Consider the following 1,587-nt stretch of genomic DNA (forward strand, 5'->3'; position numbering starts at 1 on the left):
TGTAGTGTACTGAATAAGTTGACACTTCAAAAATCGAAAATAAAGATGAAATATTCGAAAAAGAAGTACAACTATTACAGTGATGATGAACGAATGTCTTATATTCGTGAGTATTTATCAAGTCCCGAGAGCAAATCTGAGTTTTGTAAGCGTCACGGCTTTTGTGCCAAGCTTCTTACTTATTGGCTTAACAAGTATCAAATAGAAGACAAAGATATGGGTAGATCCTCTAAACCAGTAAATAGCGATGCTATTGATTCTAGTATTTCTGAGCTCCAGAAAGAACTATCGCTATTGCGTGCTGAGAACCGTAAACTTCATCGGGCTCTTGCTGATGAGAGTTTACGTCACGAGGCGTGCGAAGAACTCATCAATCTTGCTGAATCCACGTATCATATCAAGGTACGAAAAAACTCCGATGCCAAGTAATCGACACCTTGTCACAGAGGTACTCATCCCGACGCAAACGTGGTTGTATAAAGTTCCTCTGTGATTACTTCGGCATAACCCGACAAGGTTATTACAAGCATGTGAACCGACATTTGGAGGTTGATATCCTTACCACAAGCATCGTGTTGTACTGCAAAGAACTGTTGGAACTCATGCCCAAAGCTGGTATGCGCGAGTTATACGCCTGCTGCGTGAGTAAGTTTGGACCAAAGATGGTTATCGGTCGTGATCGTTGTTATGACATTTTTCGCTCCAATGGTTTGTGTCAACGTACAAGTCGCAAGCGTCCTAAAACAACGAATTCGAACCATAATTACTATATCTACCCCGATCTGTTGAATGTTGCACCCAAATTTGTCGCTACAAGATTGGGCGCTATGGTAGTGGCGGATATAACCTACGTAAACACCGGTCAGGGCTGGGCTTACCTCTCGTTGCTTACCGATGCGTCAAGTCGTGCCATCGTGGGATATGCGCTTTACAAAACTCTTGAGACGGAGGGGCCCTTGAAAGCTTTGGAGATGGCAATATCATTCTATGAGAAGTATCACATAGACATGAGCACTCTTATTCATCATTCCGACCGGGGTGTCCAATATTGCTCAAATAAATATGTAGAGAGGCTTAAAGAGCATCAAATCAACATCAGTATGACGCAGTGTGGTGATCCTTTACATAATGCATTGGCTGAAAGAATGAACAACACCATTAAAAACGGTTGGCTATTCGACTGTGATGATGAGAGCTTCGAGCAAGTAAGCAAGCGCATTGAAGATGCTGTATATGTATATAATCATGTGCGGCCTCATCAAGGGATAAACATGAGGACACCTATGGAAGTGGTCAGCGAAACGGGAGGATTAACAGCATAATACCCGCTCGTCGGGACGGGTGGTCCCGCCCCTTGCCGCTAGGGCGATCCCCGACCGAAGAGTTTTTGGTTGTTGGCAACATTACATTTTCCTGAAGAAGGCTTGCGTAAATAAAGGAAGATGCATAAATTTGCAAGCACCAACAAAAGACAACTAACATAGGAATAAGAATAACAAAAGTAAACCTATTTAGATATTAAAGTATATTGAGTAAACTAATTCAGTTATAACAAACGAAGTTGTCAACTAAAACCAGTACACATCA

At 42.1% G+C, this 1,587-nt stretch carries 2 protein-coding genes; both read left to right on the forward strand.

The window, feature by feature from the left end; all coding sequences use genetic code 11:
- On the forward strand, nucleotides 1-429 hold a 429-nt coding region (locus tag KTR07_RS28050; protein ID WP_225011986.1), incomplete at its 5' end, for a transposase.
- A gap of 8 nt (nucleotides 430-437) precedes the next feature.
- Entirely contained in the window at nucleotides 438-1,322 is an 885-nt protein-coding gene (locus tag KTR07_RS28055; protein WP_008764101.1) for an IS3 family transposase, read from the forward strand.
- Nucleotides 1,323-1,587 lie beyond the last annotated feature (265 nt).

This window comes from Bacteroides sp. MSK.20.82 (assembly GCF_019052485.1).
Classification (GTDB): domain Bacteria; phylum Bacteroidota; class Bacteroidia; order Bacteroidales; family Bacteroidaceae; genus Bacteroides; species Bacteroides thetaiotaomicron.